Below are 25,412 nucleotides of genomic sequence, written 5' to 3'. Positions count from 1 at the left end.
AGCGATGGCACCGCAGGACCGTTCCACCGAGATGCTCCACGCGCGCGCGCGCGGCCGGCGGCTGGCGCTGGCCGTGGCGACCCTGTGCGGTGCGATGCTGCTGGTCCACGCCGCACGCGAGGCCCGGGGCAGCGAGCCGGTGCCGACGGCGGCACCGGACTTCGCGCTGAAGAGCACGGGCGGGCAGAACCTGCGGCTCTCGGAGTATCGCAGCGAGGTCGTGGCGCTGGCCTTCGTGGCGAGCTGGTGCGGCAGCTGCCGCGACAGCCTGGCTGACCTGAGGCAGTTGCAGGAAACGCTGGGTCCGCAGGGGCTCAGCGTCATCGCCGTCAGCTTCGACGAACCGTCGGTGGCCACTGCCATGGCCGCCGGCGCCTTCCCCGTGCTGCTCGATCCGGACGGCGAGGCCGGCCGCCTCTATGACGTCGGCCGTCTGCCCGCGCTGGTGCTGGTGGACCGTGCCGGGATGCTGCGTGCCTCGCACCGCGACGGCAAGCCGGTGGCCGAGGCGGAACTGGCGCGGGAAATCCGCGGGCTGCTCGCCGAGTAGCGCGATCCGAACGACGAAGACAGGTGAAGCCGACATGAAACACGCATGGCGCTGGATGATGCCGTTGTGGCTGGCGAGCACGCTGGTCCTTGCCGGGCCGCAGGCGGAGCCGGCCGATGAATCCGCGGATGGCAAGGCCATGGACCAGCAGGTGCAGGGGCTCAAGGACGAGGTGCTGGACCTCAACCGGGAGCTCTTCATGCTGGAAGAGGAGCTGCTGTTCCCGGCCAACACCCAGGTGGCGGTATTTGTTTCCATGGACGTGGGCGAGTACTTCGCCCTGGATTCGGTGCAGCTGGCTCTGGACGGCAAGCCGGTCAGCAAGTACCTGTACACGGAGCGCGAGACCCGCGCGCTCAACCGCGGCGGGGTGCACCGGCTCTACCTCGGCAACCTCAAGGCCGGCGGCCACGAACTGGTGGCGATCTTCACCGGGCAGGGCACCCACGAGCGCGACTACCGCCGTGGCGCCACGCTGAAGTTCGAGAAGGGCATCGGCGCCAAGTTCGTCGAGCTGGCGATCTCCGACCGCGCCAGCAAGATGCAGCCCGAGTTCATGGTCCGCGAGTGGGAATGACCGGTGCCGCGTCCGCCGCGCTTCAGTGACTGGCTGACCGCGCTGCTGCTGGCCGGCGGCGTGGTCGGTGGTGGCGCGCCGCGCGCCGCCGAGCCGGTGACCGGCACGGTGGTGCGCGATCTCTACTACGGCGAGGCGCTGTTCCAGTTCTACCGCCAGGATGACTTCACCGCGCTGACCCACCTGCTGGTGGCACGCGATGCGGACCGGGTACCGCACCACGAAGCCGAGGCTGAGCTGCTGCTCGGCGGGCTATACCTGTCCTACGGCCAGCACGAGCACGCCGAGGCGGTGTTCGAGCGGCTGCTGGCCGGCTCGCCCGATGCGGCGGTGCGTGACCGCGCCTGGTTCTACCTCGGCAAGCTGCGCTACCAGCGCGGCCTCGTGCAGGAAGCACTGGCCGCCTTCGGCCGCATCGGCGGGGACCTGCCCGAGGCGCTGGCTGCCGAACTGCCGATGCTGGTGGCGCAGTGCCACATGGCCAGCGGCGACTTCGACGGCGCCCGCCGCGTGCTGGAGGCCTGGGACGCCCCCGACAGCTGGCTCGCCTATGCGCGCTACAACCTCGGCGTGGCACTGGTGCGCCTGCAGCGTGTGGCGGAGGGCGCGGCGCTGCTCGATCGCGTCGGCCGCATGGATGCGGCCACTGCCGAGCAGAAGGACCTGCGCGACAAGGCGAACCTGGCGCTCGGCTATGCCTGGCTGCAGGCCAACGATGCGGCAAAGGCCCGGCCGGTGCTGGAGCGCGTGCGGCTGCGTGGACCGTTCGCCAGCAAGGCCCTGCTCGGCGTCGGCTGGGCGGATGCCCTGGCCGCCGACTACCAGGCGGCACTGGGTCCCTGGCTCGAACTCATGGACCGCGACCTGATGGACAGCGCGGTGCAGGAATCCTTCCTCGCCGTGCCGTACGCGCTGGGCCGGCTCGATGCCCATGGCGCCGCGGTGGAGCGCTACCAGAAGGCGCTCGCCACCTTCGACACCGAGATGGGACGGCTCGATGGCGCCATCGGCCGGGCCCGCGGCGGCACGCTGCTGCCGGCGCTGCTGCAGGATGACGATGCCGGCCTCGGCCGCTGGTACTGGCGGCTGGACGCGGTGCCGGACGGTGACGATTCCCGCTACCTCTATCTGCTGATGGCCGACAACGCCTTCCAGGAAGGCTTCAAGAACTATCGCGACCTGGTGGCCCTGGAGCACCACCTCGACGACTGGCGCCAGCGCCTGGAGACCTACGCCGACATGGTGGACACGCGCCGCACCGCCTTCGCCACCCGGCTGCCGGCCGCCGAGGAGCGGCTGGCAACGGTGGATGTGGCCGTGCTGCAGGCGCGGCGCTCGGCGCTGGCGGAACGGCTGGCGCAGGCCGTATCCGCGCGGGATGTCGCGGCGCTGGCGACGCCGGAGGAGCAGGAGCGCTGGGCAAGGCTGGCGGCGCTGGCGGCCGATCCCGGCTTCGCCGGCGCGGCGCCCGAACTGAAGGAACGCCACCGGCTGCTGCGGGGCGTGATGCTCTGGGACCTCGACCGCGCCTTCAGGGAGCGTGCCTGGCGTGCCGGCCGCGCGCTGCAGGATCTCGATCGCGAACTCGGTACTGCCGAGGCCCGCCTGGCGTCGATCGAGGCGGCGCGGACGGCGGAGCCGGCGCGGTTCGCCGACTTCTCGGCGCGCATCGCCGCGCTCGCACCGCGCATCGGCAGCCTGCAGGCGGCGGTGGCGGCCACGCTGCATCGGCAGGAAGGCACGCTGGTCGCCATGGCGGTGCGCGAGCTCGATGCGCAGAAGGAGCGGCTGGCGAGCTATCGCGTGCAGGCGCGCTTCGCCCTGGCAACCATGTATGACCGCGCGGGCACCCAGGCCGCGAGCCGCACCCCGATTCCGGCCACGGCGGGCGGCGGGAGCGCGCCATGACGCTGCCAGCGCTGGGCCTGTCCATCGCCGTGGCCGCAGGCCTGTGGCCGTTCTCCGGCGGCAGCAATGCCGATGCCACCATCGGCAGCCTGCGGCGGCAGCCGCCACAGCTCGACCTGCGCGTCAGCGTGCCCGATGGCAGCGCGCGCGCGAGAGAGGAGTACCAGCAGTTCCTGGCGCTGCCCGGCACGCCGGGCGACATGCGCGCGGAATCCATGCGCCGGCTGGCCGACCTGTACCTGGCCGCCGGCGAGGAAGCCGAGGCAGCCGGTGGTGCGACCGGCGGCAGCGAGGACTTCACCCGCGCCATTGCCCTGTACCAGCAGTACCTGCAGGAGTTTCCGCGACGTGGTGGTGCCGACGAGGTGCTGTACTCGCTGTCGCGCGCGCAGGAAGGCGTGGGTGATCCGGCTGCCGCGCTGGCGACGCTCGACCGGCTGGTGCGGGAATATCCGCGCAGTACCCTGGCCGCCGAGGCCGAGTTCCGCCGTGGCGAACGGCTGTTCGTGCTGCGCGACTATGCAGCTGCCGAATCCGCCTTCGCCGCCGTGGTCGGCGCCGGTGACGCCGGCGCCTTCTACGAACAGGCGCTGTACAAGCAGGGCTGGTCGCAGTTCAAGCTCGGGCAGTACGAGGAGTGCCTGGAGCCGTTCCTCGCCGTGCTCGGGCGCCGCCTGGCCGGCGTCACCGGGCAAAGCGACCAGCAGGCGCTGGACGGGCTCGGCAAGGCCGAGCGCGAGCTCGTCGAGGACACGCTGCGGGCCATGAGCCTGTCGGTCTCGCAGCTCGACGGCATGTCGGGTATCGATGCGCTGCTCGACCGCCACGGCGGCGTGCCCTTCGCGGATGTCATCTACGGCGGCCTCGGTGACCTCTACCTGTCACAGGAGCGCTATGGCGATGCCGCGGGGGCCTATCGCCGTTTCGTCGAGCGCGAGCCGACGCACCCGCGGGCGCCCTACCTGCAGGCGCGGGTCATCGACGCCTATGCGGCCGGCAAGTTCCCGGGCAAGGTGCTGGAGGCCAAGGCGCAGTATGTCGAGCTCTACGGGCTGGACAGCGCCTACTGGGCCAATAGCGCACCCGCCTCGCGGCCGGTGGTGGTGCAGCATCTGAAAGAGAGCCTGGCCGACCTCGCCAGCCATGACCACCAGCGCGCGCAGCAGACCCACGCAGCGGACGCCTACCAGAAGGCAGCCGGCTGGTATCGTCGCTATCTCGCCTACTTCCCGGATGATCCCGAGTCCCCGCAGCGCAATTTCCTGCTGGCGGAGATCCTCTTCGAAGGTGGCGATCACGATGCGGCCACCGTGGAATACCAGCGCACGGCCTATGCCTACGGCAACCACCCGCAGGCGGCGGAAGCCGGTTATGCCGGCCTGCTGGCGGCGCGCGAGCACGAGAAGGCACTCGACGGCGCGGCGCGCGAAGCCTGGCACCAGGCCTATATCGACGGCCAGCTGAAGTTCGCCGCCACGTTCCCGGAGCACCCGCAGGCCGCTGCCGTGCAGACCAGTGCCGCGGAGGATCTCTACCGGCGCGGCGAGCTGGCGCGTGCCGTTGCGGTGGCCGGCGAGGTGGTGACGCGCACGCCGCCGGCCGATCCGCAGCTCGAGCAGGTGGCCTGGACGGTGCTGGCCCATGGCCAGTTCGACCTGGGCCGCTACGCCGATGCCGAGCGCGCCTACCTGCGCCTGCGCCAGATCGGCGGCGGCGACGCCGCCGGGCGTGCCCAGGTGGAGGAGCGCATCGCCGCATCGGTGTACAAGCAGGCCGAGGCAGCGAAGGCGGCGGGAGACCACGCCGCGGCGGTAGCCGGCTTCCTGCGCGTGGCCGAGGCGGCCCCTGCCGCCAGCAGCGTGCCCGATGCGTTGTATGACGCATCCGCATTGCTGGTCGCCGACCAGCAGTGGTCGCAGGCGGTGGATGTCCTGCAGCGGTTTCGCCGCGAGTTCCCCCAGCACCGCTTCAACGCCGATGTCACGCAGAAGCTGGCCGTGGCGCTGGATGCCGCCGGGCGCGGCCAGGAGGCGGCGGGCGAATTCGAGGCCATTGCCGCCACCGCCAGCCTCGGTGCCGAGGTGCATCGCGAGGCCCTGTGGCGCGCGGCGGAACTCTACCGGCAGTCCGGGCAACGGGCCGCCGAGCAGCGGGTCTACGAGCAGCTGGTGGCGCGCTTCCCGCAGCCGCTGCCCGAGGCGCAGGAGGCGCGCTCCCGCCTGGCCGGGCTGGCAGGCGATGCCGGCGATACGGCCGCCCGCCGCCGCTGGCTGGGCGCGATCATCGCGGCGGATGCGGCAGCCGGGGCGCAGCGCACCGACCACAGCCGCTACCTGGCCGCACACGCCGCGCTGGAGCTGGCCGCGCCGCTGCGCGATGCATTCCTCGAAGCGCGCCTCACGGTGCCGCTGCCGAAAAGCCTGAAGGCGAAGAAGCAGCGCCTGGAACTGGCGCTGGCAGCCTACGGCAAGGCGGCGGACTACGCCGTCGCCGACGTCACCACCGCGGCGACCTTCGAGACCGCGGAGCTCTACTACGCGCTCGGCCGCGCCGTGCTCGAATCGGAGAAGCCGGCCAGCCTCGGCGCCGAGGAGCGCGAGGAATACCAGCTGCTGCTGGAGGAGCAGGCCTTCCCGTTCGAGGAGAAGGCCATCGAACTGCACGGGCTGAACGCCGAGCGCAGTGCCGATGGCCTGTACGACGAGTGGGTCCGCCGCAGCTTCGCGCGGCTGGCGACCCTGAGCCCGGCGCGGTATGCGCGCAGCGAGAGGACCGAGGCCTATGTCGCCGCACTGGACTGAACCGCGCCTGCCGCGATGGCTGCTGGCGCTGCTGGTGGCCGGCATCGGCGCCTGCAGCGGCCCGGCACAGCGCGAGGAGCCGGCGACGACGGCACAGGCCGACCCCGTGGCGGCGTCACGCTACGCCGGGGCGCTGGCGGTGCTCGCGGCGGGTGACGATGCGCAGGCCCAGCCGCTGCTGCAGGCGCTGGTGCTGGAGTATCCCGACTATTCCGGGCCGATGGTCAACCTCGCCCTGCTCCACAGCCGGCGCGGCGAGCCCGGGCCGGCGACCGCCCTGCTGGAGCGTGCGGTGACGACCTGCACGGACTGCGCTGCCGCCTGGAATGCGCTCGGCGTCCTGCAGCGCCAGCAGGGGCGCTTCGCCGATGCCGAGCAGTCCTACCTCAAGGCGCTGGCGGCCGATGCCGGCTATGCCAATGCCGCCTTCAACCTCGGCGTGCTCTACGACCTCTACCTGCAGCGCCCCGAGCTGGCGATGGAGCAATACCTGCGTTTCCGCCAGCTGCTGGCCGACGATCCGGCCGCAGGCGATGTCGACAAGTGGATTGCCGACCTCCAGCGGCGCACGCGGGGCGTGCAGCGCGCGGTGCAGGCGGAGGCGACCCCGCCATGAACCGCCGCAGGCTCCGCATCGCCCCATGCTGCGCGGTGTTCGCGCTGGCTGCATTCGCCAGCCTGGCGGCGCGCGCCGACGATGCGCCGGCCCCCGCCACGGCCGGCAAGCCGCCAGCCGCAGCGTCCGCGAAGGGGCCGGACCGGCTCGAGCTCGATGCCAGCTCGATCCGCGGCAACCAGGAATTGCCCAAGGTCCTCTACATCGTGCCGTGGAAGGAGCCCGGGCTGGCGCAGCCGGCCGGCAGGCCCCTCAACAGCCTGGTGGACGAGGTGCTGGCACCCGTGGACCGTGAAGTGTTTCGCCGACAGATGCGCTATTTCGATCAATTGTATGCGGCGCCGGCCCCGGGAAGTGCCGGTGCGGAGCAGGGGCGCTAGCGCCCGCCATCGAAGGGTTGTGCGGTTGCGGGTGCGCCCGCGTGTGTTTTCGACCAGGAGGCTGTGCACATGGAGATCTACTCGTTCGTCGTCGCGTTCTTCCGCGACGGTGGCTTCTTCCTCTATCCGATGGCGGCGGTGTTCGTCGTCGGCGTCGCGATCGCCATCGAGCGATTCGTGGTGCTGACGAAGACCAGCGTGGAGAACCGCCAGGCCTGGGAGAGAATCACGCCCAGCCTCAAGGCGGGCAACCTGCAGGAAGCGATGAAGGTCGCCGAGAAGTCCGGGTCCGCGCTGGGCACGGTGCTGTGCTACGGCCTGTCGCGGGCGCGCGCCACCTCGCGCCGCGATGACATCGAGAAGGCCATGGAGGAGAGCCTGCTGGAGATCATCCCGCGGCTCGACAAGCGCACGCACTACCTCGCATCGCTGGCCAACATCGGCATGCTCATGGGCCTGCTCGGCACCGTGATCGGCCTGATCTCGGCCTTCGGCGCCATCTCCACGGCCAACCCGGCCGACAAGGCGAGCCTGCTGGCGGCGAGCATCTCGGTGGCGATGAACAACACCGCCGGCGGCCTGGTGGTCGCCATCACCCTGCTGCTCAGCCACATGTTCCTGGAGTCGAAGACCACGGCGCTGATCGACAGCCTGGAGGTCGGTGCGCTGAAGTTCCTCAACACCATCACCGAGCGCACCGCCGGCATGGCGCCGCCGCCGGCCGCCTCGGCACCGACACCGGGCGTGGCGCGCAACCCGCTCCCGGCACGCGGCACGGCCTGAGCCATGAAGGCCTCCAAGCACGTCAGGCGCGTGCGCCGGCACCACCTGCGGCGACGCGGGGCGGGGGACCTCAACATCGTCCCCATGATCGACATGATGGTGATCCTGGTGTTCTTCCTGATCTTCACCGCCGTGTTCTCCAGGACCAGCATCCTGGAACTGAACCTGCCGGCGGCGAACGCCAGCGTGCCGGAGCTGCCCGAGGGCCTGCATCTGGAGGTCATCGTGCGTGACGGCGCCATCGAGGTCTCCGACCAGGCCACCGGCGTGCTGAAGAGCCTGCCGAAGGCGGCAGCCGGCTACGACCTCGGCGGCCTCGCCGAGTACCTGAAGCTGGTCAAGGCGCGCTTTCCGGACAACCAGGACGTGACCATCCTGCTCGCGCCCGCCATTCCCTACGACGTGCTGGTGCAGGTCATGGACACCGTGCGGGTCTACGAGGTGCCCGGCAGCCAGGGCTGGGCGCGCGTCGAGCTGTTCCCGAACATCTCCGTGGGGGATGCGCCGACATGACACCGACCCGCGTCAAGCAGCACCGCAAGCGCCGGCACACCACCGAGGGGCACCTGGTGCTGGTGCCGTTCATCGACATGATGACCATACTCGTGGTGTTCCTGCTGCTGCACACCGCCGACGTGGACATCCTGCCGAACACGCAGGACATCTCCATCCCGCAGTCGGTCTCCGACATCAAGCCGCGCGAGACCGTGGTGGTCATGGTCACCCGCGACAGCCTCTACGTCGCCGGCCAGCGCGTCGGCAGCGTGGCCGAGGTGGCCGCCAGCGAGGGCACGGTCATCGAGCCGCTGAAGGCGGCGCTGCTCGGCCAGAGCGAGCGGGTGCTGGGCGACGGCCACGCCGCCGCCCGCGAGGTCACCATCATGGGCGACCGCGCGGTGCCCTACAGCGTGCTGAAGAAGGTCATGGCCACCTGCACCAGCGCCGACTTCGGCAAGGTGTCGCTGGCCGTGCTGGAACGCGAGCGGGCACGGCCCCGCACCGCGGCCTGAGAGGCATCGGGACGGCCATGAGCGTGCACGTGCAGTACCGCATCTACGATCTGCCCTGGACCGCCGACGAGGAGGCCGAACGGCGCTTCCGGCGCATCCTGCGCAATGGCTTCATCGCCTACGTGGTGGTGGCGTTGCTGATGCCCTTCCTGCCGGTGATGGAGCGGGAGCGCCCGCGCCAGCCGGAGATTCCCGAGCGCGTGGTGAAGCTCATCGTCGAGCAGCCCAGGCCACCACCCCCGCCGCCACCGCCGGTGATCGAGCAGCCGAAGCCCGAGCCCAAGGTGGCGAAGGTCGAACCCCGGCCCGAAGCGCCGCGGCCCGTGCCCGTGGACCGGCGCGAGGAGGCGCGCAGGAAGGCGCAGCGCTCGGGCCTCATGGCGCTGCAGGACCAGCTGGCCGAGCTGCGTGACACCGATGTGACCTCGAAGCTCGCCGCCCGCCGGCAACTCGGTGCCACCGCGGGCGAAGCCCCGCAGGTGGAGCGCTCGCTGATCACCGCGAAGGCGGGCAAGGGCAGCGGCGGCATCAATACCGCGGCGCTGAGCCGCGATACCGGCGGCGCAGGACTGGCCGGCCGTGCCACCACCCGGGTGGACAGCCGCCTGGCCGGCCTCGCCGAGGCGGCCGATACCAGCCCGCGCGGCAGCGACGGCAAGGCGTCGCGCAGCCGCGAGGAAATCGAGATGGTGTTCGACCAGAACAAGGGCGCGATCTACGCGCTTTACAGCCGTGCGCTGCGGCGTGATCCCTCACTCCAGGGCAAGCTGGTGCTGCGCCTGACCATCGAACCGTCCGGGGCCGTATCCGCCTGCGAGGTCCTGTCCTCGGAGCTCAAGGATGACGAGCTGATGCAGAAGCTGGTGGCGCGCGTGAAGATGTTCCGCTTCCCGGACAAGGACGTGGCCACGGTCACGACCACCAAGCCCATCGATTTCTTCCCGGCCTGACGGGCCTGGCGGGGGCGTGGGTGCATAAAGGCCCGCTCGCGAATGAAATCGCAAGTCACTGACTGGCAAGGGAATGCGCCAGGCCCCTGCGCAGGCCCCGCGCGACGGGCCGGGCAGGGCCGCCAACGCAGCCGGGAAAGCTGCAGTCCAGCGGTGAAGAATCAATGACTTGGGATTCCCTGGCCTGACATAAGCGGCGCGATTGGCCAGATTGCCGAATCGCCGGCCCCGTTCCGCCCCTCTTGTATATACTTGCTCCGCCTGTCAGCCGAACCCTGGCTCATGCCAGGCCCCGGGAGCCGCGAAAGCAGCGTCCAAGGGGTGGCCCGACGGGTTCCACGCCTGGGCAAGTCCCGAAGATTTGCGTCCGGCGTCCCGGGAAGCAGTTCTGCCACGGTCTCCTGTCGGGGTGTACCGTTGGCAGGATTTTCCGGGACGCCGGGCCAACACCCCGCTTGCCCGCCCAGCTAACCGCACGATTTCCGCCGCTGCTCCTCCAGCTTCTGCCGCTGCGCCTGCAGCTTGCGGCCCCGCTTCGCGGTGTAGCCGGCGCGCCGTTCGGCTTCGATGTCCCCGAGGCGCTGGTCGATGCGCGCGCATTGCTCGCGGTTCTCGCTGCGCCTGCCGGCGAATGCCGGTGCGGCCAGCAGCACGGTCACGAGGAATATCCGTCGATCCATGTCCGTTCCCCTTTCATGAAGGAAGAGCGGCCATGCTGGCCGTTGCAGCCGGCACCGGCCAAGGCGTGAATGCGGCAGGAGCGGGGGGAAACCCGCGGGGCTTCAGCGCGGGTTGCGGGCGATGACGAACTCTTCGACGACACGTCCGCCAATCAGGTGTTCCTGAATGATGCGCTCGAGCACCTCGGGCGTGCAGTTCCGGTACCAGATGCCGTCCGGATAGACCACGGCCACCGGGCCCTGCATGCAGACCTGCAGGCAGTTCGCCCGGCTGCGGTAGATGCCGCCGGCGCCGGTGAGGCGCAGTTCCACCAGGCGCTTCTTCAGGTACTTCCACGACTCCACACCGGCCTCGCGGCTGCAGCACTTCGGCTCCGACTGCTCGGCGCAGAGAAAGAGGTGGTGACGGATGGCGCCGATGCCGAGGCGCTCGACCCGCTCTGCAATGGTCTCCCCAGGCGCGGCATCTCGGCCCATCAGCGTTCCTCCAGGATGCTTGGATGCGGTGGCGCCACATTAGCAGCTCCGCCCGCAGGCGCCAGCATCCGGTCCCGCATTGGCAGCGTGCTATGATCCGGCGGCGCCGGCCGGGGGAGGGCGTGCAGGACTCATGGCACACGACGACGCATCAGCGCGGGCCGTCCTCTATGCGCTGCTCGCCAACCTCGGCATCGCCATCGCCAAGACCTGGGCCGCCTGGTTCACCGGCTCAGGCAGCATGCTCGCCGAGGCGATCCACTCCTATGCCGATGCCGGCAACCAGGTGCTGCTGTTCATCGGCATGCGCCAGGCGCGGCGACCGGCGGATGCCGAGCACCCGCTCGGCTACGGCAAGCTCAGCTATTTCTGGAGCTTCATCGTCGCCCTGCTCCTGTTCAGCGTCGGCGGCCTGTTCTCCATCTACGAGGGCATCCACAAGCTGACGGCACCGGAACCGCTCAACGCACCCTGGGTCGGCATGGCGGTGCTCGCTGCCGCCATCGTGCTCGAGGCGCTGAGCCTGGCCGGCGCCCTGCGCGAAATCGGCCGGCTGCGCGGCAACAGGCCGCTGTCGGAGTGGTTGCGGCACACGCGCAATGCGGAACTGGTGGTGGTCCTCGGCGAGGACATCGCGGCCCTGGTCGGCCTGGTGGTCGCCTTTGCCTTCCTCGGGCTCACCGTGCTGTCCGGCGACCCACTCTACGATGCGCTGGGCTCGATCGTCATCGGCGTGGTGCTGGTGGCGGTCTCGATGTTCATCGCGCGGCGCATCCGCGGCCTGCTGGTGGGCCGCTCGGCGGAACCGGCGCTGCGCGAGGTCATCGAGCGCATCATCGCCGCCGATCCCGCCATTGACCGCGTGTTGAACACGATTACGGTTCAGATGGGCCCGAAGGTGATGCTGGCGGCGAAAATCGCCATGCGCCGCGACCTCGGCATCGAGGACGCCGTGGCGCGCATAAACGAGCTGGAGCGGCGGCTCAAGGCGGAGGCACCGCAGATCGGCTGGTGCTTCATCGAGCCGGACCTCCGGGACTAGTGGCGAAACCTGATCGCGAGGCATCGAGAATGAGCAGTGCGGAGACCAGGACCATCATGGATTTTCTGGCGGAGAACCCCGCCGTGGACGTGTCGCGCGCCTGGGAGCGTTGCCTGGGCATCCACTCGCGGATCGTCGAGCGCGTCAAGGCGCGCTTCCCGGTGGAGCGGCATGCGCAGAATGCCGGCGAGGACTACTGGACCTCGGCGGACCGGCAGCTGGAGGGCGGCTTCTGGGGCTACACCGGGCCGCAGGTGGACTGGCTGGTGTATTCCTGGATCGGCAACCGCAAGGCCAGCATCCTCGACATGAATGCCACCGTGTTCCTCAGCCAGCAAAATCGCGTACCGCACCTCTGCGTCATCTTCGGCACCATCCCCAGGCTGTACTTCTACGCCGAATACATCCCGCGGGTGGACCTGCGTACCAACCTCGCGTACCTGGAGAAGTACTACGAGCCCGCGAATGCCGGCTTCCTGCAGTTCCGCAGTGACCCCGCATGGACGCGCTTCGTCAGCCACGGTACCTACCTGCGGGCGCTGATGTCGCCGGTGGCGATCAGCTCGCATGCGGAACTCGATGACGCGAACATCGGTACCTGCGAGAAATTCCTCACCAGCTTCGTCGATCGCTGGTTCGGCTGGCTGGACGATGCCGAGCCAGTGCCGGAGCAGGAACGCGCGGCGCAGCAGGCCCATGACTACACCGTGCGGGATCTGGGCTACCGCACCGATCCGATGAACGTGCTGCCGCAGCGGGTGCTGGGTGAGGCGGAGTTCAACCGGCGCCTGGAGATGCGCATCGGCACGCGGCAGATGGCGGAGACCCGCAACCGCTGGGCGGCGCGGGGCTAGCGGGAGACGTCGACGCGATCAGTTGCCGACGATGGCGAGGAGGAACACCAGCGGGAAGAACGCCGCGATGACGACCATCAGCAGCTCGTTGACCATCTCACCCGCATTCCTGGACTCGTTGAACACAACCCTTCTCCTTGCTGTTTACTGCTTTTCCGTTGTTGCGGATGAAAGGCTATCCTTGCGCCATGACAGTTTCATGTCAGGGCCGTAACGGCCTGTAACACTTTGTAACGCCGGCACGTGCTGCCGGCCCACGGGCTACAATGGCCCCGCACCACGCAGCAGGGCCGCACCAACGCACGGGCGCGTACGATACGGGCTGATTCGCCGTGAAACTGTGAACCATGCCACGAATTCTCCTGATCGATGACGACGAGAAGCTGGGCGAGTTGCTGGGCGCCTACTTCCGCCGTTTCGACCTGGAGCTCATCGCCGCGAACCATCCAGCGCTAGGCCTGGAGTACCTGCGCAAGCACAGGCCGGACCTGGTCATCCTCGACGTCATGCTGCCCGACCAGGACGGTTTCCAGGTCTGCCGCGAGATTCGCCGCGAGAGCGCGGTGCCCATCATCATGCTCACTGCCCGGGGTGACGTGACCGACCGGGTCGTGGGCCTGGAACTGGGTGCCGACGACTACATGCCCAAGCCCTTCGAGCCGCGCGAGCTGGTGGCGCGGGTGCAGAACGTGTTGCGCCGCGCGGCGCCGCGCGAGGAGCCGGCCGACCAGGGCCGGCTGCGATTCCGCGGCCTGGAGATCAACCTCGAGCGACGCACGGTGGAGATGGAGGGCAGCAGCGTCGACCTGACGACCATGGAGTACCAGCTGCTGGTGCTGTTCGCCAGCCATCCGGGCCGAACCTTCACGCGCGACGAGATCCTCAACGAGCTGCGGGGCATCGATGCGCAGCTGTTCTCGCGCTCCGTGGACATCCTGGTGAGCCGCCTGCGACAGAAGCTCCGTGACACCACCCGCCAGCCGCGCTTCATCAAGACCGTCTGGGGCACGGGCTACACCTTCGTGGGCGCGGAGCCTGGCGCGTCGTGATCCGCAAGATCGCCCATTCGCTGTCCGCACGTCTGCTCGGCGTGTTCCTGGCCACCTCCATCGTCTACGCGGTGGCCTCGCGCTACACCTTCGACCTGGTGTGGGGTACCGGCTACCTCAGCGAGATCATCGGCGGCCACATGGCGCTGCACATCGACTATGTGCTGAAGGACCTCGGCAACCCGCCCAGCGTCGAGCGCGCCGAGGCCATCGTCCGCAAGGTGCCCATGGACATCATGCTGCGCGGACCGGACCTCAACTGGTCTTCGGCGCCGAATTTCCCGCCGCTGGACCGCATCCCGTTCCAGAAGAGCGAATTCCTCCTGCCCTACGTGGAGAACGACCAGCAGGGATGGACCAAACTGGTGCAGCTCATGGAGCTGGCGCGCTACCACCGCCGCGCCTACGTGAAGATCATCGACGGAGACTACGAGATCATCTTCGCGGCACCGAAGCTCTCCGAGCCGCCGCACGCGGACCTCACCACGCCGGCGGTGGGAGTGCTGGCGATCTTCGTGCTCTCGGGCTGCTACTTCTCGGTGCGCTGGCTGGTACGGCCGATCAAGTGGATCAAGGAAGGCGCGGCGCGCATCGGCCAGGGCGACCTCAGCTATCGCATTCCCACCACCCGCCGGGACGACCTCGGCGAGCTGGCGGCGGACATCAACCGCATGGCCGACGAGGTCGGCGGCATGCTCGAAGCCAAGCGCCAGCTGCTGCTGGCGATCAGCCACGAGCTGCGTTCGCCGCTGACCCGCGCCAAGGTGGCGCTGGAGTTCCTCGACGACGAGGGCATCAAGGGCAACCTGATGCAGGACATCAAGGAAATGGAGCGGCTGATCGCCGATCTCCTCGAAAGCGAGCGCCTCAATACGCGCCACTCGAAGCTGCAGCTGGCGAGCCTGGACCTCGCCGAGCTGGTGGCGAGCGTCATCGCCGCCGATTTCGCCGAGCTCTCCGGTCGCATCCGCCTGGGTTGCCCGCCGGAGCCGTTGCCCATGGAGGGCGATGCCACGCGCCTGCGGCTGCTGGTGCGCAACCTGGTGGAGAACGCGCTGCGCTACACGCCGGCCGACGGCCAGCCGGTGGAGGTCGCGGTGGCGGCGGCGGATGGCGGCCTGGAGATCCGCGTGCGCGATCACGGTCGGGGCATGAGTCCGCACGACCTGGCACGGGCTACCGAGCCATTCTATCGCGCCGATCCGGCGCGAAGCCGCGCCACCGGCGGGCTCGGTCTCGGGCTCTACCTGTGCCGGCGCATTGCCGAGGCCCATGGCGGCACACTGTCGCTGGCGAGCGAGCTGGGATCGGGCACCGAGGTCAGCGTGCGGCTGCCGCAGCGGCCGCCGGCCTGAGGAGCAGGGGATGGACGAAAACGGTCGCTACGTCGGCAGCGCGGGCATGCCGATGCTTGCCGCGGTGGAGGACGCCGAGCGGGATTTCCTCGCCGGCCGCCGCCACCAGGGGCAGGAGCTGGAGAGCGCGGTGCGCATCTTTCTCGAGATTCTCCGCGGCTTCGAGTCGCTGGCATTCACCGGCCCCTGCGTGACGGTGTTCGGTTCGGCGCGCTTCCCCGCCGGCCACCCGTACTACGAAACCGCCCGGCAGCTTGGCTCGGCGCTCGCCCGTGCCGGCTTCGCGGTGATGACCGGCGGCGGGCCGGGCATCATGGAGGCGGCGAACCGCGGGGCCCGCGAGGCGGGTGGCGTCAGCCTGGGCTGCAACATCCGCCTGCCGCGCGAGCAGAAGCCCAATGCCTACCTCGATCGATTCGTCGAGTTCGAGCACTTTTTTCTGCGCAAGGTAATGCTGGTCAAGTATTCTTGCGCCTTCGTGGTCATGCCGGGCGGCTTCGGCACCCTCGACGAGGCCTTCGAGGTGATGACGCTGATCCAGACGCACAAGCTGGGCAACTTCCCGGTGGTGGCAATGGGCGGGCAGTTCTGGCATTCCCTGCGCGGGTTCCTGGTGGATACGCTGGTGGCCGAAGGCACCATCGACATGGGCGAACTCGACATGCTCAGCCTCGTCGACGATGTCGACGAGGCCATCGACATCATCCGGCGCGCCGCTGCATGCGGCGGCAAGGGTCAACCATGAAGGCACTCGCCCCGCTGTTCTTCGTCATCCTGATGTCGGCAGCCGCCGCGCCGGCCCGGGCGCGGGAGGGCGACTACCACGTCGCCGTGACGCCGTTTGCGGGCTATCGCATGGGCGGCAGCATCGGCGCCGAAGGCGATCAGCCGGACGTGGAACTCGATGACGCCAGTGCCTTCGGCCTGATCGTCAACTTTCCGGCCGAAGACATCGGCGTGGAAGCACGCACCGAGTGGGAACTGTATTACAGCCGCCAGACGACGGACGTCGAACTGGCGCCGCCCGGCCTGCCGCCCGGCGTCGGGGTGGACAGCAGCTATTTCCTGGCCGGCGGCAACTACATCGCTGCGGGCGAGACGGTCCAGCCGTTCCTCGCGGCCGGCATCGGCGCCGCCAGGCTGTCCGTGGATGGCGCCGGCGACGATACGGTGTTCGCTTTCGGCATCGGCGGCGGGGCCATGCTGTTCCCGGAGAGTCGCTTCGGCCTGCGCCTGGAGGGTCGCGTGCTTGGCGCGGTGCTGGACAGCGACAGCGCCCTGTTCTGTGCATCCGGCAGCAATGGCGCCACCTGCGCCTTCCGGGCCAGCGGCGACATCCTCTGGCAGTGGGAGGTCTCCGCCGGGGCCGTGCTGCGCTTCTGAGCCCGGCAATCGGGTAGCATGGCGCCCCCGGGCCGCGATGCGTGGCCCGCCCAGCGAGGATTCCCGCGATGGTCAGCAAGGACCCGGCGGCAACGCCCTTCGACCAGGCGGCCGAGAGCGTGGTCGCGCTCGGCAACCGCGTGCTGGACCAGGACAGCAGCGCCGACCTGTGGGAGGTAGCCTCCGGCCTGCTGGCCGGGGCGATCCAGTTCTGGCTGTTCTCGCGCCAGCCCTGCGACGATCCGTTCTGCGAGTCCTGTGCAGAGGTCAGCACCGCGGAGCGGCGGCTGCGCAAGCTCATGGAAGAGGCGCGCCAGCTGGCCGAGGACAGCGACTACTACGCCTCGCCGCACGACGTGAACGTCGGCTCCGCCTGAGCGCTCCGGGCGCTCTCGGTTATCCCGCATGCGCCCCCGCGACGGGGCTGTGATATATTGCGCGGCCTTTGAAATCACTGGATTTTTGCAGGTGGGACATGGCGAAGATCAAGGTCACGGATCGCGAGGGCCACAAGCTCGAGATCGAGGCGAAAGACGGCCTCACGCTCATGGAGCCGCTGCGTGACGTCGCCGATGGCCTGGAGGCCCTCTGTGGCGGCATGTGCTCGTGTTCCACCTGCCACATCTTCGTCGAGCCCGGCTGGGCGGCGAAGCTTCCGGCTGCCAAGGACGACGAGATGGAGCTGCTCGAGAGCTCGGAGTGCTATCGTCCCGGTGAGTCCAGGCTGGCCTGCCAGGTCCGCGTCAGCCCCGCCCTCGAGGGCATCGAACTGGTGATCGCTCCAGCCGAGTGAGCATCGACCCGCAGCACCTCATCGGTCTGCGCGCCCGCGGCGAGCGCCTCGCCTACGGCACCCGCGAGGTCCTGCTCTACGCGCTTGGCATCGGCTTCGGGCATCAGCCCGGGAGTGCCGGCGAACTTGGCTTCGTCTACGAAGGTGCCGGGCTCAAGGTGGTCCCGACGCTGGCCAGTGCGCTGGCACGCAGCGGTTTCCTCAAGGGCTGCGGATGGGACGAGGCCCGGCTGGTTCCGGCGTTCGAGCGCCTGACCCTGCTGCGCGCGCTGCCGCCGGCGGGCAACTTCCTGCTGGATGGCGAGGTGGCCGCGGTACACGACCTCGGGCAGGACACGGGCACCCTGGTGATGCTGCGCCTGCAGGCACGCCATGCGGCCGACGACCAGCCGGCATTCACCGTGGAGCGCGGCATCCTCGCCCGTGGTGACGGGGGCTGCGGCGCGACGCTGGGCAGCGTGCCGGCGCCACCGCTGCTGCCGGCGCGCACCGCGGATTTCAGCTGCGAACTCGACATCGCGCCCGAACAGGCGCTGCTCTACCGGTTGAGCGGCGACATGCACCCGATCCACGCCGATCCGGCACTGGCGCGCCGCGCCGGCCTGCCGGGTCCGGTGCTGCACAACCTGTGCACGCTGGGCGTGGCCTGCCGCGGCGTGCTCGAGGTGATCTGCGACTTCGACCCGACGCTGGTCACCAGCTTCGAGGGCCGCTTCACCGGCGGTGTCTACCCCGGCGACCGCCTGGCGCTGGAAATCTGGCAGCAGGCCAACGTGCTGTCCTTCAGGGTCCGTGTCCCGGCCCGGGACCAGGTGGTGGTGGACCACGGCCGCTGCGTGCTGGCGACCTGAGGGCCGCCGGCGCGGCGGGTGCACTGACCTGGCCTGGTGGCCTTCCCGTCCCGGTTCGTCAGCGTGGCTGGCGCGGCCGCAGCTCCGGCAGCTTCACCCGCACTGATTCCAGCAACCAGCCGCTGCCGCGCCCGTACCGGGCGTCCAGGCGCATCATCCAGCGGTACATGGTGCGCCCGAACCACACCGAGAACAGCAGGGTGATCAGCACGGGCTTCCAGCCCAGCACCCAGGTGTCGCCGTACAGCGCATATTTGATCAGCGCAAAAATGATGAAGGCCCCGCCGTTGACGTAGAGCGTCACCGCGATCGCGATCCTGCGATACAGCGCCGGGTTGCCCTTGAATTCCATACGCAGGTCGTCCCTTGTTCGCGGTGTCCGTCAGAACGGCTTGGTGATGGCGAGGAACACGATCAGTACCGCAAACACCATGATCGGCGGGCTGGTGACCAGGAAGAACATCCAGTGCTGCTGGATGGACCGCTCGTAGCCGGCCATGTCGCCCGCCTCGCGCAGGCGGCGCTTGTTGCCGCCGAAATGGGACAGGTGGTAGTCGACGATCTCGATCGGTATCGCCACGAGACAGACGAGGATGATCTTCAGCAGCAGCCAGTTCGTCGCCGTGGTCCAGCCGCCGAGCACGTACATCAGCGGTCCGGTGATGATGATGACCGGGAAGGCAACATGCTCGAAGATGATGCCCTGGTCGAAGCGCTCCATTGCCCAGTTGCGCAGGGTGATGATCTCCTGGTCCTGCGGATTGCGCCGCCAGGCCTTGAACACCGGCACGAGGAAGTACGTGTAGGCGACCACGGTGCTGGCGATCCACACGGCGACGGCCAGCACATGGATGAACTTGATCTGGAGATACCAGGGGCCGAGGAATTGTCGGAGCAGATCGAGCATCGTCACGCCGGGTTGCGACATCCGGCAAACCGACGCCGCGCCGGGCGCCCGGTCTGCATGGAGTACAGATCGGGCAGGTTCTAGCAGCGCGGCGCGCAGGTTGTCAAGCAAATTGATAATATCGCCATGCCGGCGGCAAAGCCCGTGCGCGGCAGGTCGTCTCTGGTCACGTTGGCTCAGTCAGGGGGAAGCGATGCTCTACTCGCTGTCGGAACAGCTCATGCGCGCGGCGCGCCAGTCCAGGGCGGCAAGGGTCCATGACCACGTGGGAAGCATGGACTGGCAGGGCATTGCGCAGCGGGTTGCGCTGATGGCGGGTGTGCTCAGGGATCTCGGTGTGGCGCCCGGCGATCGCGTGGCGCTGCTGGGCCACAACAGCATCGACTATCTGTGCCTGTATTTCGCCATACCCTGGGCGGGCGCCATCAGCGTGCCGGTCAACACCCGGCTGTCCACCGCGGAAGTCATCGAGCAACTGGAGGATTCGCAAAGCAGCGTGTTGCTGGCGGATACGGAATATTCCGCGGTGGCTCAGGCAGCCCGCGAACGGCTGCCGTTGCTCCGCCACATTGTCTGCATGGGACGGGCCGCGGCGCCGTCTGGCATGCAATCCATGGAGCAGCTGCTCGCGGGAGTGGCGCCGGCAGCGGATGCCGGCCGCCGCGACGACGACGTGGCCATCCTGTTCTACACCGGCGGCACCACGGGGCGATCCAAGGGCGTGATGCTCACGCACCAGGGCGTGGTCGTCGGCACCCTGCAGTGGGCGTACACGGTCGGTGTCGGGGCCGAAGACACGCTGCTGATCGCCATCCCGATGTTCCACATCGCGGCGGGAATGAATGCCATCGCGGCGGTCATGCTGGCCGCCGGCCTGGTGATCCAGCCGCGCTTCGATCCGCCGGCAGTGCTGGAGCTGATCGCCCGCCACCGTGTCAGCAAGACGGCGCTGGTGCCCACTGCGCTCGAGATGCTGATCACCTCACCGGGTTTCGCGCGGGCGGATGTTTCCAGCCTGACACGCATCACCTACGGTGGTGCGCCCATGCCCACGCGGATTCTCGAGCTGGCGCTGCAGAAGCTTCCGCATACGCGCTTCTACCAGATATACGGCCAGACCGAGAGTGGTGGCGTGGCTACCTGCCTGCTGCCCGGCTACCACGTCCTGGGCGGCGAAGCCGGTCACAAGCGTCATACCGCGGGCCAACCGGTCGTCGGCATGGACCTGCGCATCCTCGATGCCGACGGCGAGGAGTTGCCGCGAGGCGAGGTCGGGGAGATCTGCCTGCGCGGGCTGGCATTGACGCCAGGTTACTGGAACCGGGCCGAGCAGACCGCCGCCCTCTACACCGATGGCTGGCTGCGCACGGGCGATGCGGGATTTCTCGATGCCGACGGCTTCCTGACGATCGTCGATCGCGTGAAGGACATGATCATCAGCGGCGGCGAGAACGTCTACGCCGCGGAAGTCGAGGGCGTGCTGTACCAGCATCCCGCGGTGGCGCAGTGTGCGGTGATCGGCATACCCAGCGAGCGCTGGGGCGAGGAGATCCATGCCGTGGTGCTCCTGCATGCCGGTGGGAGCGCAGGGGCCGAGGAGCTGATGGCGTTCTGCAGGGAACGCATCGGAGCCTTCAAGTGCCCGCGCAGCGTCAGCTTCCGGCAGGAGCCGCTGCCGGCGACCAGTCTGGGCAAGATCCGCAAGAACGAGTTGCGCGCGCCGTTCTGGGCCGGACGCGGACACCGCGGTCGCGGCTGACACGGGTCCGCGACAGCACGGCAGAGACACCATCTGGCAGGCGGGATCACCCAGGAGAATCGGCATGTCGCAGGCACGTCCAGCGGATTTTCTGACGGTGCAGGCCGGGGTCCAGCCAGGGAAGCGCGCTGTCGTCGATGACCGCGGGGGCGGAGGCGTGCGGTGCTGGACCTATGCCGAGCTGAACCAGCAGGCGAACCGCCTGGCCAACCTGCTGCTCGGGCTCGGCGTGCGGCCGCGCGACAAGGTGGTCTGGTGCGGGCAGAACTCGCTCGGTGCGGTGCGCATGATCCACGCCGCACGCAAGATCGGCGCCATCGCGGTGCCGCTCAACTACCGCCTGGTGCCGGCCGAAATGGCCTACATGACCGGCGACTGCGGGGCGGCCGTGGTCTACATCGATGCCGAGCATGCCGCCAGCTTCGCCAGCATCCGCGACAGGCTGCCGACGGTGCAGCAGGTGCTGGTTTTCGACGGCACCCCCCTCGAGGGACAGATCCAGGTCGAGGAGCTGCTGGCCGGAGCGAGCGATGCCGAGCCTGTCGTCGACCTGGCCGGAACCGCCGGCACCATGACCTACACCTCCGGAACGACCGGCAGGCCCAAGGGTGCGCTGCGGACAGGTTTCGGAGATCCCGGCCTGCAGCAGACCATGGTCGGGATGATCGGCTACCGGCCCGATGACGTGTATCTCAGCACGGGTCCGCTGTACCACGCGGCCCAGGGCGCCTTCCTCGGCATTGCCACGTCCCTCGGCAACACCGTGGTCCTGCAGCGCAAGTTCGATGCCGAGGACTGGCTCAGGCTGCTGGTCGAGTACGGGGTGACCTGCACCTTCTCGGCACCGACGCCCATCCGCATGCTGTGCAACCTGCCGGCTGCGGTGAAGGCACGCTACGACCGATCCGGGTTGCGGATCATGGTCGCGAATGCCGCTCCCTGGTCGTTTGCGCTCAAGCTGCAGTACCTTGCGGATTTTCCGGAGGATTCGCTGTGGGAGCTGTATGGCTCGACCGAGCTGGGCGTGAACACGCTGCTCGAGCCGAAGGACCAGCGGCGCAAGCCCGGCTCGTGCGGCAAGCCCCTGCCAGGCGTGGAGATCGCGCTGTTCGACGATGCGGGCGCGCGCATCACCCGGCCCCACGTGCCCGGCGAACTGGCGGTGCGCTCGAAGAGCGTCTTCTCCACCTATCACAACGCCCAGGACAAGTACGACAGCAATCGTCGCGGCGACTACATGACCGTCGGTGACGTGGCGTACTTCGACGAGGAGGGCTACTTCTACATCTGCGACCGCAAGTCGGACATGATCGTCTCGGGTGGCATGAAGATCTACCCGGCGGAGGTCGAGGCCGCGCTGGAGATCCACCCGGACATCGACGATGTGGCCGTGTTCGGCATTCCGAACGAGGAGTGGGGCGAGAGCGTGCATGCGGTCGTGGTGCCGGTGCCGGGCTGCACGCCCAGCGCGGAATCCGTGATCGCGCATGCACGCGGGCATCTTGCCGGCTACAAGATTCCGCGCTCGGTGAGTTTCGCCACCGAGATCCCGCGCAACGCCTCCGGCAAGATCCTCAAGCGCGAGTTGCGGGCGCCGTTCTGGGAGGGGCGATCGCGACAGGTGGTCTAGCCGGGTGACCCCGGTGACCCCGGCGGCATGTTGCGGCCGGCGACCTTGCCCGGCTGGCGTCGCAGCGCGCGCTCCGGCAGCTTCAGTCGGCGGCTTTCGAGCGTCCAGCCACGGCCGGTGCCGAAGCGCGCGTCGAGCCGCAGCATCCAGCGGTAGCTCAGGCGCGCGAACAATGCCGTGAACAGCACGGCGCCCAGAACGGGCTTCCAGCCGAGGAGCCAGGTGGAACCGCGGGCCCAGTACTGCAGGCCGGCCATGCCAAGGTACAGGTAGAGGTTGAGGATGACCGACGAGGCGATGGCAATGCGCCGGTACTTCGCGGGGTTGCCGCTGAATTCCACGCGGATGTCCTCCTAGAAGGGCTTGGCGATGGCCAGCAGCACGATCAGCAGGCCGTAGACCATGACGGCCGGTGTCGTCACCAGGATGAGCCACCAGTGCCGGTGCACCATGTGCTCGTAGCGCACCATGTCCCCGGAGGCCCTGATGCGGTACTTGTTGCCGCCGAAATGCGACATGTAGTAATCCATGATCTCGATCGGGATGAACAGGCCCACGACGATGAGCAGCTTGAGGTCCATCCAGGCCACACCGGGCCTGAAGCCGGCGGCGAGGTACATCAGCGGGCCGGTCACCAGGACGATCGGGAAGAAGACGTGCTCGTAGATCACGGCTTCCTCGAAGCGCTCGAGCGCCCAGTTGCGCACGGGGATGATCTCGGCATCGCCGGGGTTTCTCCGCCAGGCCTTCATGACCGGCAGCAGGTAGTAGGCGTAGGCCGTGGAGGCGCTCCAGACCCAGCCCAGCGCCGCCGTCACGTGCAGGAACTTGATGTAGAGGTAGTAGGGAGACACGATCGTTGTCAGAAGCTGCAGCATGGCCGCGCATCTCCGGGAGGCAGGTCAGGCACCGGGCATCCGGTTATTCATCAACCATATTGACATAGTACGAAGTTCGAGTCAGGCAGGTTTGCGACGCCCACCACCGGCAGTCCTGCTCCCGTGGCGTCCGCCGGAGTGCTTCGCTAAGCTAGCGGGCATTCCGCGGCAGCCGCTGTACGCCGGAGAATCCGCACAACCCCCCGACGGAGCACAGACGCCGCCATGCCACGCATCAGCATCGACCTGCCCGGGCAGTTTGCCTTCGCCACCGACCTCACGATCTACGTGGGGCACATCAATTACGGCAGCCACCTCGACAACGCCATGCTGATCAGCCTCGTTTCCGAGGCGCAGATGCGCTACTTCGCCGCGCTGGGCTACCCGGAGGGCCGGATCGACGGTCTGGTCACGCTGATCGCCGACGCCGCCGTCCAGTACAAGTCGGAGGCGTTCCGCGGCGAAGTCATGGTCGTGCGCATGGCTGCCGCTGACTTCAACCCGAAGGGATGCGACCTGGTGTGGTGCATGACCGAGAAGGTCTCCGGCCGCGAGGTGGCGCGCGGCAAGACCGGGATCGTGTTCTTCGATCTGGCAACGCGCAGGCTGGCGTCCATGCCGGAAGGGTTCAGGCAGCGTACCCGCGCGTTGCCGACACAGGAGGAGGGACCATGAACGCCCCGAACAGGCTCTGGCGCATTGCCAGCCGCCCCGTCGATGCCGTGTCCAGGCAGAACTTCCTCTGGGTGGAAGAACCGATGCCGCAGCCAGGCGCAGGCGAACTGCTGGTGCGTGTCATCTATCTGTCGATCGACCCGGTGCAGCGCTACTGGCTGTCGCCGGATGCCACGTTTGGCCCGCCGGCCGACGCAGGCATGCCGATGCCGGGCCGGATCTGGGGCGTCGTCGAGCAGTCCGCCAGCCCGGCCTTCCCTCCGGGCACGCTGGTTGCCGGCCCGGGGATCTGGGCCCAGTGGTGCACCCTGCCGGTTGCCGCGGCGGAGCCGGTACCCGACTGGCCCGGCATTCCGTTGCTGGCCCACACCTCCCTGTTCTGCATGCAGGCGCTCACTGCCTATTTCGGCCTGCTGGAGATCGCCGCGCTGCGCAAGACCGACACCGTGGTCGTGTCGGCGGCAGCCGGTGCCGTCGGTTCCCTGGTGGTGCAGATGGCCCGCATCAATGGCTGTGCCCGGCTGGTCGCCATCGCCGGCAGCGAGGACAAGTGCCGGTGGCTGCACGAGCAGCTGGGCGCAGATGTGGCGATCAACTACAGGACGTCGGACATCGGCCAGGCGCTCGATGCCGCCTGCCCCGATGGCATCGATGTCTATTACGACAACGTGGGGGGCGACATCCTCGATGCCGTGCTGGCGCGGATCAATGCGCACGCCCGCATCGCCTGTGGCGGCTTCATTTCCCACTATGACGACGGCGGCCAGCCGCGGGGCATCCACAATTTCCAGATGCTGGCCCTGAAGCAGGCCCGCGCCGAGGGCTTCAGCTGCTTCGAGTACGTGCCCCGCGCCGGGGAGGCGTTCGCCGCCATCCGGCGCTGGCATGAGCAGGGGCGGATCAGCTACCGGGCCCATCTGCTCAAGGGCCTCGAGCAGGCGCCGGAGGCGCTGGCCGGCATCTTCGCCGGCCGCAATACCGGCAAGACCGTCATCGAAGTCTCGCCACCTCCCCCGGAGAAAGCCTCATGACCTCCAGTGACGCGGATGACAGCAGGCAGATCGAGGTGCTGTTCCAGCGCTACATCAAGGCCTGGAACGCCCGGGATTTCGCCTGCATCGCCAACGAGGTCTACCGTACACCCGTGCCGGTTTTCGACACCGGGGCCACCAGTACGCTGGAGACACCCGAGGCCATCGTCAGCCTGCTCTCGGGGCTGCGCGGCGAACTCGACGCCGCCGGTTTCACCCATTCCGAGCTGGTGGAGGTTTCCCACTGTGATCTCGGCGGCGGCCTGGCGTTCGCCAGCTTCCACTACCGCCGGTTCAATGCGCGGGACCCGCAGGCAGGCAAGGAGGTGCTGTCATCGGCCTATGTCCTCCGCCGCTATGCGGAGGGCTGGCGCTGCGTGGCCCATGTGGTCCAGCCACAGCCCGGCCGCCTGCGCTGCACGCCGGTGTAGACGGCGCCCCCCACCCGGGCGCATGGATTTGGCCCGGCGGGC

General features: G+C 68.8%; 30 protein-coding genes. 24 read left to right on the top strand and 6 right to left on the bottom strand.

All coding sequences use genetic code 11. The features are described from left to right. Positions 1 to 4 precede the first annotated feature (4 nt). The 10 genes from HRU81_08240 (at position 5) to HRU81_08195 (ending at position 9,575) form a co-directional block, all read left to right on the top strand. Positions 5 to 550 (top strand): TlpA family protein disulfide reductase, encoded by a 546-nt coding sequence (locus HRU81_08240; GenBank protein QOJ32088.1) that lies wholly within the window; start codon positions 5 to 7, stop codon positions 548 to 550. Positions 551 to 584: 34 nt separating this feature from the next. Further along, positions 585 to 1,127, top strand: a complete 543-nt coding sequence (locus HRU81_08235; GenBank protein ID QOJ32087.1) for an AraC family transcriptional regulator — start codon at positions 585 to 587, stop codon at positions 1,125 to 1,127. 3 nt (positions 1,128 to 1,130) lie between these two features. Then, positions 1,131 to 3,035 carry a hypothetical protein gene (locus tag HRU81_08230; GenBank protein ID QOJ32086.1) on the top strand — a complete coding sequence of 635 codons (1,905 nt, stop codon included), beginning with the start codon at positions 1,131 to 1,133 and terminating at the stop codon, positions 3,033 to 3,035. After that, a complete protein-coding gene (locus tag HRU81_08225; protein ID QOJ32085.1) occupies positions 3,032 to 5,836 on the top strand; it encodes a tetratricopeptide repeat protein in 2,805 nt (934 codons plus the stop codon). The genes HRU81_08230 and HRU81_08225 overlap by 4 nt, the downstream gene beginning before the upstream one ends. After that, entirely contained in the window at positions 5,817 to 6,452 is a 636-nt protein-coding gene (locus HRU81_08220) for a tetratricopeptide repeat protein (protein ID QOJ32084.1), read from the top strand. Before HRU81_08225 ends, HRU81_08220 begins: the two co-directional genes overlap by 20 nt. Beyond that, positions 6,449 to 6,832 carry a hypothetical protein gene (locus tag HRU81_08215; GenBank protein QOJ32083.1) on the top strand — a complete coding sequence of 128 codons (384 nt, stop codon included), beginning with the start codon at positions 6,449 to 6,451 and terminating at the stop codon, positions 6,830 to 6,832. The genes HRU81_08220 and HRU81_08215 overlap by 4 nt, the downstream gene beginning before the upstream one ends. A gap of 69 nt (positions 6,833 to 6,901) precedes the next feature. Continuing rightward, positions 6,902 to 7,615, top strand: a complete 714-nt coding sequence (locus tag HRU81_08210) for a MotA/TolQ/ExbB proton channel family protein (protein ID QOJ32082.1) — start codon at positions 6,902 to 6,904, stop codon at positions 7,613 to 7,615. A 3-nt stretch (positions 7,616 to 7,618) separates the two neighbouring features. Then, complete coding sequence (locus HRU81_08205; GenBank protein ID QOJ32081.1) at positions 7,619 to 8,128, top strand: biopolymer transporter ExbD; 510 nt, start codon at positions 7,619 to 7,621, stop codon at positions 8,126 to 8,128. After that, positions 8,125 to 8,625, top strand: a complete 501-nt coding sequence (locus HRU81_08200; GenBank protein QOJ32080.1) for a biopolymer transporter ExbD — start codon at positions 8,125 to 8,127, stop codon at positions 8,623 to 8,625. Before HRU81_08205 ends, HRU81_08200 begins: the two co-directional genes overlap by 4 nt. Before the next feature lie 17 nt (positions 8,626 to 8,642). Continuing rightward, positions 8,643 to 9,575: an AgmX/PglI C-terminal domain-containing protein gene (locus HRU81_08195; GenBank protein ID QOJ32079.1), complete on the top strand. Its 933-nt coding sequence runs from the start codon at positions 8,643 to 8,645 to the stop codon at positions 9,573 to 9,575. A gap of 467 nt (positions 9,576 to 10,042) precedes the next feature. Here HRU81_08195 and HRU81_08190 read toward each other — a convergent pair whose 3' ends face one another. Beyond that, a complete protein-coding gene (locus tag HRU81_08190; protein QOJ32078.1) occupies positions 10,043 to 10,255 on the bottom strand; it encodes a hypothetical protein in 213 nt (70 codons plus the stop codon). Positions 10,256 to 10,357: 102 nt separating this feature from the next. Beyond that, complete coding sequence (locus HRU81_08185; GenBank protein ID QOJ32077.1) at positions 10,358 to 10,732, bottom strand: (2Fe-2S) ferredoxin domain-containing protein; 375 nt, start codon at positions 10,730 to 10,732, stop codon at positions 10,358 to 10,360. A 133-nt stretch (positions 10,733 to 10,865) separates the two neighbouring features. Here HRU81_08185 and HRU81_08180 point away from each other — a divergent pair, with 133 nt between their 5' ends. The 9 genes from HRU81_08180 to HRU81_08140 all read left to right on the top strand — a co-directional run bounded on the left by HRU81_08180 (position 10,866) and on the right by HRU81_08140 (position 18,059). Continuing rightward, the gene (locus tag HRU81_08180; protein QOJ32076.1) at positions 10,866 to 11,774 is read left to right on the top strand and encodes a cation transporter; all 909 of its coding nucleotides are present in this window, start codon (positions 10,866 to 10,868) and stop codon (positions 11,772 to 11,774) included. 29 nt (positions 11,775 to 11,803) lie between these two features. Next, entirely contained in the window at positions 11,804 to 12,628 is an 825-nt protein-coding gene (locus HRU81_08175) for a hypothetical protein (protein QOJ32075.1), read from the top strand. A 347-nt stretch (positions 12,629 to 12,975) separates the two neighbouring features. Continuing rightward, positions 12,976 to 13,677, top strand: coding sequence for a response regulator transcription factor (locus tag HRU81_08170; GenBank protein QOJ32074.1), 702 nt, complete (start codon positions 12,976 to 12,978; stop codon positions 13,675 to 13,677). Continuing rightward, entirely contained in the window at positions 13,674 to 15,032 is a 1,359-nt protein-coding gene (locus HRU81_08165; GenBank protein ID QOJ32073.1) for a HAMP domain-containing histidine kinase, read from the top strand. Before HRU81_08170 ends, HRU81_08165 begins: the two co-directional genes overlap by 4 nt. Before the next feature lie 10 nt (positions 15,033 to 15,042). After that, entirely contained in the window at positions 15,043 to 15,777 is a 735-nt protein-coding gene (locus HRU81_08160) for a TIGR00730 family Rossman fold protein (protein ID QOJ32072.1), read from the top strand. Further along, on the top strand, positions 15,774 to 16,415 hold the full coding sequence (locus tag HRU81_08155) for an outer membrane beta-barrel protein (protein QOJ32071.1): 642 nt from the start codon (positions 15,774 to 15,776) through the stop codon (positions 16,413 to 16,415). Before HRU81_08160 ends, HRU81_08155 begins: the two co-directional genes overlap by 4 nt. 68 nt (positions 16,416 to 16,483) lie before the next feature. After that, positions 16,484 to 16,792 carry a hypothetical protein gene (locus HRU81_08150; protein ID QOJ32070.1) on the top strand — a complete coding sequence of 103 codons (309 nt, stop codon included), beginning with the start codon at positions 16,484 to 16,486 and terminating at the stop codon, positions 16,790 to 16,792. A 98-nt stretch (positions 16,793 to 16,890) separates the two neighbouring features. Then, a complete protein-coding gene (locus tag HRU81_08145; GenBank protein ID QOJ32069.1) occupies positions 16,891 to 17,208 on the top strand; it encodes a 2Fe-2S iron-sulfur cluster binding domain-containing protein in 318 nt (105 codons plus the stop codon). Beyond that, complete coding sequence (locus HRU81_08140; protein ID QOJ32068.1) at positions 17,205 to 18,059, top strand: 3-alpha,7-alpha,12-alpha-trihydroxy-5-beta-cholest-24-enoyl-CoA hydratase; 855 nt, start codon at positions 17,205 to 17,207, stop codon at positions 18,057 to 18,059. The genes HRU81_08145 and HRU81_08140 overlap by 4 nt, the downstream gene beginning before the upstream one ends. Before the next feature lie 58 nt (positions 18,060 to 18,117). Here the strand turns inward: HRU81_08140 and HRU81_08135 are convergent, their stop codons facing one another. Next, the gene (locus tag HRU81_08135; GenBank protein QOJ32067.1) at positions 18,118 to 18,411 is read right to left on the bottom strand and encodes a hypothetical protein; all 294 of its coding nucleotides are present in this window, start codon (positions 18,409 to 18,411) and stop codon (positions 18,118 to 18,120) included. Positions 18,412 to 18,441: 30 nt separating this feature from the next. Further along, the gene (locus HRU81_08130) at positions 18,442 to 18,987 is read right to left on the bottom strand and encodes a DUF2269 family protein (protein ID QOJ32066.1); all 546 of its coding nucleotides are present in this window, start codon (positions 18,985 to 18,987) and stop codon (positions 18,442 to 18,444) included. 172 nt (positions 18,988 to 19,159) lie between these two features. On the opposite strand from HRU81_08130, the gene HRU81_08125 reads away from it, so the two are divergent. Together HRU81_08125 and HRU81_08120 are read left to right on the top strand one after the other, a co-directional pair. Then, positions 19,160 to 20,725, top strand: a complete 1,566-nt coding sequence (locus tag HRU81_08125) for a long-chain-fatty-acid--CoA ligase (protein QOJ32065.1) — start codon at positions 19,160 to 19,162, stop codon at positions 20,723 to 20,725. Positions 20,726 to 20,789: 64 nt separating this feature from the next. Further along, positions 20,790 to 22,355, top strand: coding sequence for an AMP-binding protein (locus HRU81_08120; GenBank protein ID QOJ32064.1), 1,566 nt, complete (start codon positions 20,790 to 20,792; stop codon positions 22,353 to 22,355). On the opposite strand, the gene HRU81_08115 is transcribed toward HRU81_08120, so the two are convergent. Beyond that, positions 22,352 to 22,696 (bottom strand): hypothetical protein, encoded by a 345-nt coding sequence (locus tag HRU81_08115; GenBank protein QOJ32063.1) that lies wholly within the window; start codon positions 22,694 to 22,696, stop codon positions 22,352 to 22,354. The two genes, HRU81_08120 and HRU81_08115, sit on opposite strands and share 4 nt — an antisense overlap. A 12-nt stretch (positions 22,697 to 22,708) precedes the next feature. Further along, positions 22,709 to 23,233, bottom strand: coding sequence for a hypothetical protein (locus HRU81_08110; GenBank protein ID QOJ32062.1), 525 nt, complete (start codon positions 23,231 to 23,233; stop codon positions 22,709 to 22,711). A 225-nt stretch (positions 23,234 to 23,458) separates the two neighbouring features. Between HRU81_08110 and HRU81_08105 the strand changes: the two genes are divergently transcribed. Genes HRU81_08105 through HRU81_08095 form a run of 3 tightly spaced genes read left to right on the top strand, consistent with a single transcriptional unit; the run spans position 23,459 to position 25,370 of the window. Further along, the gene (locus tag HRU81_08105) at positions 23,459 to 23,908 is read left to right on the top strand and encodes a thioesterase family protein (GenBank protein ID QOJ32061.1); all 450 of its coding nucleotides are present in this window, start codon (positions 23,459 to 23,461) and stop codon (positions 23,906 to 23,908) included. After that, a complete protein-coding gene (locus HRU81_08100; GenBank protein QOJ32060.1) occupies positions 23,905 to 24,939 on the top strand; it encodes an NADP-dependent oxidoreductase in 1,035 nt (344 codons plus the stop codon). Before HRU81_08105 ends, HRU81_08100 begins: the two co-directional genes overlap by 4 nt. Further along, positions 24,936 to 25,370, top strand: a complete 435-nt coding sequence (locus tag HRU81_08095; protein QOJ32059.1) for a hypothetical protein — start codon at positions 24,936 to 24,938, stop codon at positions 25,368 to 25,370. Before HRU81_08100 ends, HRU81_08095 begins: the two co-directional genes overlap by 4 nt. Positions 25,371 to 25,412 lie beyond the last annotated feature (42 nt).

This window comes from Gammaproteobacteria bacterium, from assembly GCA_015709695.1.
In the GTDB taxonomy this organism is placed as follows: Bacteria; Pseudomonadota; Gammaproteobacteria; order Steroidobacterales.
This window is presented reverse-complemented; position numbering and strand designations above follow the sequence as displayed.